This is a genomic window from Streptococcus infantis, assembly GCF_001579645.1.
In the GTDB taxonomy this organism is placed as follows: domain Bacteria; phylum Bacillota; class Bacilli; order Lactobacillales; family Streptococcaceae; genus Streptococcus; species Streptococcus infantis_E.
The window spans coordinates 118,909-126,318 of record NZ_KQ970820.1 but is presented as its reverse complement, the minus strand read 5'-3'; the positions used below and the strand labels follow the sequence as shown (position 1 = coordinate 126,318).

Sequence of the window (7,410 nt, the reverse complement as noted above, 5' to 3'; positions counted from 1 at the left end):
ATATAATGGTTCTATAATTTTTAGAGTTGGTGGAAATTTTCTACCAACCCTATTTTAGTGTATACAAAAAGGCCAACATCCATTATATTAAAAGCGCCTAAACCTAAAACAAAAGGATAATGACCATATGAACAATATACTAGAAGCTACACTACAAATCAAAGATGCACACAATGAAGGTGTTACATTCCATTTCTTAGAGAATATTAAAGAAGTATTGCGTGATGAGAGTGGGAAAGTAACTGGTGTAAAGGTTATTACAATGGAACTTGGTGAATCAGATGAAAGTGGAAGAAGATCAACGCATGAAGTGGCAGGTAGTGAACATATTATTCCATGTGACCTTGTCGTTGCAGCAATTGAACAAAAGTATACTTTAGTGTTCTAGATGAAAGGTAAAAATTTGACTTTCGGTCAACATCAGAAAACAATAGAAATAAATAATAACAGGTGATGCATATTTAGGTCCTCAATCTATCGCAACCGCAATTAAAGGCGGGCGAGAAGTTGCGACAGAAGTACATGAATCGTTTAAAGAAAATACATAAATAACTTGTGGTGCCTTTCGTTTTTTTACTGGAAAAATTAAGGAACTATAGTTATAAAAGTTATAAATACTTAAAGACTTCAACATATTAACATGTATATATTTATGAGAAGATTAAATAGAAATATTTGATATTAGCAACAATATCTACATCTTATAACAATACAGGTGTTAATATATTCATAAAATATTAGGAGGAGAAATAATGAACAAGAAACTATTATCAGGCTTATGTGCAGCAGTACTCTTATCAGGTTTAGTAGGATGCGGACCTAAGGAGTCAAAACAAGATACCACAACAAGTACTTCTACAATAGAAACAAAAAATAACACAACAAATAACTCTGAAGTAACAGAGAAGAACTTCAAAGACTTCCCAGAGACAGATGAAAAGTACTTCACATATGATGAATGGCAAGAAGGTTATGTTATCTATAGTTGTACTTCTGACGATAAGGTTGTTCGTGTACCAAAGGAAATTAAGGGTAAACCTGTTATCGCAATAGGAGAACGTGGTCTTGCGAACTTGGAACATTGTGAGGCAATCGTTTTTCCAGATACAGTACGGTATCTTGGAAAAACTGCATTTGCGATTGATGAAGCTCTAAAGTATGTCTACTTAGGTAAGTCAATAGAAACAGTAGAAGATGATATCTTCAATGGATGTAGTTCTCTTGAAGAAGTAACTTTCCCAGAAGGCACAAAGAGTATTGGAACATTAGTATTCTGGGGTACATCATCAATTAAATCCATTACAATTCCAGCAAGTGTAACAGAAATTACAGAATACTTCTATTTTGTGAAAAACTGTAATCCAGATGTAGAAATTCATACACCTAAGGGATCAAAGGCAGAAGAAGTGGCTAAAGCAATGAAACTTAAAGTAGTAAATGACTAAAGGGGAATAGTATGAACAAAAAATTACTATCAGGCTTAGGGACTGACCCCAAAAAGTGAGAATTTAATAAAAACACCCTAGGGCTACCGTCTTCGGAATTCAACCGGAGACAGGTAGTCCAATTTTTGTTGGATTCTTTTTTCATTAGGTTCTTCATCAACACTATTTGACAAAGAGCCAAAAGAATCAGGTGATGAACCTGATTCTTTTTTTGTTTGTAAATTCTCACCGAGATTACATGATACCGAAGAAACGAGCTGCGATACCAACTGCAAAGAGGGCAAGGATGATTGTGATTGGAGATACTTTTTTCTTAAGCAACCACATGCAAAGGAAAGTAAGGAGAAGTCCCATCAATCCTGGAATCAATGAGTTCAACTGACCTTGAAGGGTTTGTGGTTGAACGCTATCCAAGCTCATACCACTAAGTGCTTGACCAAGAATACCCTTCAATTCTCCACCTGTAACAGCACCTTCTGGGAAGTTGATGTAGGCACCTTCTGACAGTTGTTTACCTGGAAGGTTGATAGTGAAGTTGATGGATACCCAACGTTGTACAAGAACGGCAAGGATGAACATACCAAGGATAGAAGCTCCTTTAGTGATGTCTTTCAAGATACCACCTGACATGTCTTTAGTGATTTCAGATCCAGCCTTGTAACCAAACTCTTGTGTATACCAAAGGAAAGACATACGGATTGCATTCCATCCAAAGAAGAAGAGAAGTGGTCCAACGATGTTACCAGTTGCAGCAAGTGATGCACCAAGGGCACCAAGGATCGGACGTACTGTAAACCAGAAGACTGGGTCACCGATACCAGCAAGAGGTCCCATCATACCGATTTTAACACCTTGGATAGCAGCGTCATCGATTTCAGTACCGTTAGCGCGTTCTTCTTCAAGTGCAAGAGTAACCCCCATGATTGGAGCAGCTACGTATGGGTGAGTGTTGAAGAACTCAAGGTGGCGCTCAAGAGCAGCAGCTTGGTCTTCTTTTTTAGTGTAAAGTTTCTTGATAGCTGGGATCAAAGAGTAAGCCCAACCCAAGTTTTGCATACGTTCGTAGTTCCATGAACCTTGAAGGAATTGTGAACGCCACCAAACTTTTTGGCGATCTGATTTTGATAATTGAATTTTTTCAGCCATGATTGTTCCCCTTTCTAGTAGTCTTCTAAGATGTCACCAATTGGGTCGTTAGAAGTTGCAGCTCCTCCGCCACCGTTTCCACCTTGTTTAGAAAGGTTGAGGTAGATGAAGGCAAGGGCAACACCGATGACACCAAGGGCAATCAAAGTCAATTGAGAAATTGCTGCAAGAGCAAAACCGATAGCAAAGAATGGCCATACTTCACGAGTAGCCATCATGTTGATAACCAAAGCGTAACCAACGGCAACGACCATGGCACCACCGACAGCCATACCACCATTCAACCAGTCTGGCATTAAACCAAGAGCGTCTTTAACAGCAGAAGCTGGGATAGCGATAAGGAAGGCTGCAGGAACAGCGATACGAAGACCTTGAAGAATAAGGGCAAAGTAGTGAGCGCGTTCAACAGCTGCAATATTTCCTTCTTTAGCAGCAGCATCTGCAGTGTGAACCAAACCAACTGAGATTGTACGAACAATCATAGTCAAGAAAAGTCCAGCAACGGCAAGAGGGATTGCAGTTGCAGTTGCGACTGCGATACCTTCAGTAGTAAAGTTACCACCCTTAATCATGATGATTGCAGCGGCAACAGAGGCAAGAGCAGCGTCAGGAGCTACGGCAGCTCCGATGTTAGCCCAACCAAGGGCAATCATTTGAAGTGATCCACCAAGCATAACCCCTGCTTCGAGGTTACCAGTTACAAGACCGATGAGGGTACATGCAACGATTGGTTGATGGAATTGGAATTGGTCGAGGATACCTTCAAGACCTGCGAAGAAGGCAACAACTACAACCAAGATAGCAGAAATGATTGAAATATCTGACATGGTTTTATTCCTTTTCTATTTAATGTAAATTATTGAACGTTAGCTTTGCTAATCAAGTCAAACAAATCTTTTTTAGTGTCGTTTGGAACTTTACGTACGTCAAATTCAACACCAAGGTCACGCATTTTTTCAAATGTAGCAACGTCGTCTTTGTCCATTGACAATACGTTGTTGACCATTGTTTTACCAGTTGAGTGAGCCATTGATCCAACGTTAAGAGTCTTGATTGGCACACCACCTTCGATAGCACGAAGGGCATCTTGTGGTGTTTCAAACAAGATAAGGGCATGTGTTTCACCAAAACGAGGGTCTTTTGCAACCTCAATCAATTTTTGGATTGGAACAACATTAGCCTTAACCCCGTTTGGAGCAGCTTGTTTAATCAATTCTTTACGAAGGTCGTCGTTGGCTACGTTATCTGAAGCAACGATGATACGGTTAGCTTTTGAATCTGGTGTCCAAGCAGTTGCGACTTGTCCGTGAAGAAGACGAGTGTCAAGACGTGCAAGATTGATCTTAAGTTTTCCGTCTCCGATGACAGTTCCTTCTGGAATAGCAGCTTGGGCAACAGGCGCAGCTGCAGCAGTTGCAACTTCCTCAGCTGGATTTAACTCTTCTGGAAGAGCCTTGATGCCATCTTTGGACTCTTTAATAATATTTGCAGCGACTTTATCCACGCCAGCCGCAGCATCCATTAGGCGCTCTGTGTAGGCTTGGATTAACATCGGTAAGTTAAGTCCTGTGATGATGGCAAATTTACGTTCAGGGTTTTCTCCCATCACGCGACTAGCTTGGTTAAATGGAGATCCACTCCAAAGATCAGCTAAGACTAGAACCTCATCTTCTGCGTCAAATGCAGCCACAGCATTATTGAACTTCGCGTATAAATCATCTGGACCTTCGTTTGGCATAAAGGTTACAACTTGAACCTTTTCTTGTTCACCAAAGATCATAGATCCTGACTGATGAATACCAGCGGCAAATTCACCGTGGCTAGCAATAATGATTCCGATACTCATTATTGTCATTCCTCCTTATAAAAATGTTTGACTTGTAGTTTAAGAAAACTTTAAGACTCTTTAAGTATAAACCGTTTTCAGCAAAAAATCAACTAATTATAATAAAGAGTGAAAAAATCTAAAAGTTCTATCTTTTTAAATGTTGTTATATCAACTTTTTATAAAATAGTCTATAGAATGGTAAAAAAATTTAATATAAAAAGCGGTGGGCTAGAGGTTGATGAATGAACTCTCGACTTCCTAGTCCCAGTTCCTGATGTTTCAACAATCCGCTGTTTATACTCTTCAAAAATCAAATTCAAACCACGTCAGCTTCGCCTTGCCGTATATATGTTACTGACTTCGTCAGTTCTATTCACAACCTCAAAACAGTGTTTTGAGCAGCCTGCGGCTCGCTTCCTAGTTTGCTCTTTGATTTTCATTGAGTATTACTTGAAGAATGTGGCTAGAAAAAAATTTTCGTCACTAATGCTCTTGGGCGTCTAAAAATTGCCCCAAGTCCAATTAATTGTCATGTCAAAATTTTATTGCTAAAAAAACGAGGCGGGCTCTTCTGTCCCTACCTCGTTTTGGCATTTTATTTATCTTAGTGAGTAAAGTCTAGAACCATACGACCTTGGATGGTTCCAGCAGCCATTTCATCAAAGACAGCAACGGCATCTTCGACAGGACGTTTTTGAACGACTGGAACAACGAGACCTTCTGCACCAAATTGGAAGGCTTCTTCCAAATCTTTACGTGTTCCAACAAGGGAACCGATGACTTGGATACCGTCAAGAACTGTTTTGACGATGCTAAGATCCATCATTTCAGATGGGAGACCGACAGCTATTACACGACCGCCTGCACGGACAGAGTCAACTGCTTGGTTGAAGGCAACTTTTGATACAGCTGTTACGACAGCTGAGTGAGCACCACCGTTTGTTTTTTCTTTGATAAGGCCTGGAACGTCTTCGACTTCAAGACCGTTAATCACGATATCAGCACCAACTTCTTTAGCTAGAGCAAGTTTATCATTGTTGATATCAACTGCGATAACGTGAGCGTTGAATACTTTTTTAGCGTATTGGACAGCCAAGTTACCAAGACCTCCAGCACCATAGAGGACAACCCATTGGCCTGGTTCAACTTTTGCTTCTTTGATAGCTTTGTAGGTAGTAACACCGGCACAAGTGATAGAAGAAGCTTGGGCTGGATCGAGACCATCTGGAACCTTAACAGCATAATCTGCAGTTACGATACATTGTTCAGCCATACCACCGTCAACTGAGTAGCCTGCATTTTTTACGGAACGGCAAAGAGTTTCGCGTCCGGTTGTACAGTATTCACACATACCACAGCCTTCAAAGAACCAAGCTACGCTGACACGGTCGCCAACTTTTAAGCTTTTAACATCAGGAGCAACTTCTTTGACGATACCGATACCTTCGTGACCGAGAACACGTCCTGGAACTTTACCAAAGTCACCATGGGCAACGTGGAGGTCAGTGTGGCAGACACCACAGTACTCAACTTCTACAAGAGCTTCCCCAGTTTCGAGTGGACGGAGAACTTTTTCTTCAATAGCAACACCAGTGCCTTCTGGATTTACAACAACAGCTTTCATAGCTATCCTCCTTAATTAGTCGTTGAGGTGCAGTGGAAAAGGGGCTTGGCTTGAGAGGTTTTCAAGTGAAGTCGAATTTGAACCGCCCTCTTATTTACTTATATGTGAAGTATATCACGATATTTACTATAGTACAATAGTTTTGAGGTAAAAAACTATGTAATCGCTTAACCGGTTGATAAGACTGTGAAAATTGAACAAATAAGATTGATGCATTGGCGAGTAAATACCTATAAACGCTAGAAAAGTTGACTTTATATCGCCTCTTTAAGGTTTTCAGCAAATTTTCTGAGTTTCTTCTCGAGGGGATTTTGGTATAATATAGAAAGCAATTGATCTTTCTAGTTAGAGAATTTAGAGTGAGAGGTATCTATGTCCCCTTCTATTCAGTTATTGAAAAACCGTTATTTAAAAAATATCAAAGAAAATCCAGAACTCTACATTGGTATTGAGTTGGAGTTTCCTATCGTACATACGAAAGGGAAACCCACAGATATTGAAGTCACAAAGGACTTGATGCGATTTTTAGTGAATGCTCTTAGCCTGGAAGTTGAAAAAGAGGACCAGGACGGAAATCCGATTCAACTTGTAGAACCAAAAAGTCAGGATCGGATTCTGTTTGAGGTTTCTTACACGACCTTGGAGTTTGCCTTTGGCAGAGCCCAGAAAATCCAAGAGGTCCAAGGTCGATTTCAAGCTTATATGAAGGTCATTCAGGAAAAACTAGGCGAAAAGGATCATGCTATCCAGGGCTGGGGGATTCATCCAAACTGGGATCAGAATGACAATCGACCGGTGGCTTATCCACGCTACCAGATGCTGATGGATTACTTGCATATGGGAAGTCGCCAAGATAGAGCTGATTTGCATGACTTTCCACAATACGGTGCTTTTATCTGTGGGAGTCAAGTTCAGTTGGATGTATCGACTGCTAACTACCTACGAGTTATCAATGCTTTCACTCAGATTGAAGCAGCAAAAGCTTACTTATTTGCCAATTCTGAGTTTTCGGGAGCAGAATGGGATACTAAGATTTCACGGGATATTTTTTGGGAAGCTTCCATGCATGGGATTTATTCAGAGAATGTTGGTGTCAATGCCAGACTCTTCAAAGATGAGGATGATTTCTTTGATTATCTAGACCGCTCTGCGATTTTTACAGCAGAACGAGATGGGGAAACCTACTATTTTTCTCCGATTCGGGCTAGAGATTACCTAGCTACTGAGGAAGTTTCGGCCTATACTCTAAATGGAAAAGAAACTCTGCTTGTTCCTCAAGAGAAGGATTTTCAAACGCACCGTAGTTACCAATTTCAAGACTTGACGACTAGAGGAACGGTCGAATTTCGTAGTGTTTGTACGCAACC

At 40.5% G+C, this 7,410-nt stretch carries 7 protein-coding genes; 3 read left to right on the top strand and 4 right to left on the bottom strand.

Annotated features, from left to right (window positions below; all coding sequences use genetic code 11):
• The first annotated feature begins 127 nt into the window (after window positions 1-127).
• Both SINDD18_RS06145 and SINDD18_RS10525 read left to right on the top strand, forming a co-directional pair.
• Window positions 128-388 carry a hypothetical protein gene (locus tag SINDD18_RS06145; RefSeq protein WP_049529838.1) on the top strand — a complete coding sequence of 87 codons (261 nt, stop codon included), beginning with the start codon at window positions 128-130 and terminating at the stop codon, window positions 386-388.
• Window positions 389-752: 364 nt separating this feature from the next.
• The gene (locus SINDD18_RS10525) at window positions 753-1,445 is read left to right on the top strand and encodes a leucine-rich repeat domain-containing protein (RefSeq protein ID WP_081108274.1); all 693 of its coding nucleotides are present in this window, start codon (window positions 753-755) and stop codon (window positions 1,443-1,445) included.
• Between the two features lie 234 nt (window positions 1,446-1,679).
• Here the strand turns inward: SINDD18_RS10525 and SINDD18_RS06135 are convergent, their stop codons facing one another.
• The 4 genes from SINDD18_RS06135 to adhP all read right to left on the bottom strand — a co-directional run bounded on the left by SINDD18_RS06135 (window position 1,680) and on the right by adhP (window position 6,043).
• Entirely contained in the window at window positions 1,680-2,591 is a 912-nt protein-coding gene (locus SINDD18_RS06135) for a PTS system mannose/fructose/sorbose family transporter subunit IID (protein ID WP_006149277.1), read from the bottom strand.
• Window positions 2,592-2,605: 14 nt separating this feature from the next.
• The gene (locus SINDD18_RS06130; protein WP_061863469.1) at window positions 2,606-3,418 is read right to left on the bottom strand and encodes a PTS mannose/fructose/sorbose transporter subunit IIC; all 813 of its coding nucleotides are present in this window, start codon (window positions 3,416-3,418) and stop codon (window positions 2,606-2,608) included.
• A 29-nt stretch (window positions 3,419-3,447) separates the two neighbouring features.
• Window positions 3,448-4,437: a PTS sugar transporter subunit IIB gene (locus tag SINDD18_RS06125; protein ID WP_061863468.1), complete on the bottom strand. Its 990-nt coding sequence runs from the start codon at window positions 4,435-4,437 to the stop codon at window positions 3,448-3,450.
• 586 nt (window positions 4,438-5,023) lie between these two features.
• Window positions 5,024-6,043, bottom strand: coding sequence for an alcohol dehydrogenase AdhP (adhP, locus tag SINDD18_RS06120; RefSeq protein WP_061863467.1), 1,020 nt, complete (start codon window positions 6,041-6,043; stop codon window positions 5,024-5,026).
• A gap of 372 nt (window positions 6,044-6,415) precedes the next feature.
• On the opposite strand from adhP, the gene SINDD18_RS06115 reads away from it, so the two are divergent.
• The coding region (locus SINDD18_RS06115; RefSeq protein WP_061863509.1) for a hypothetical protein at window positions 6,416-7,410 on the top strand (995 nt) is incomplete at its 3' end.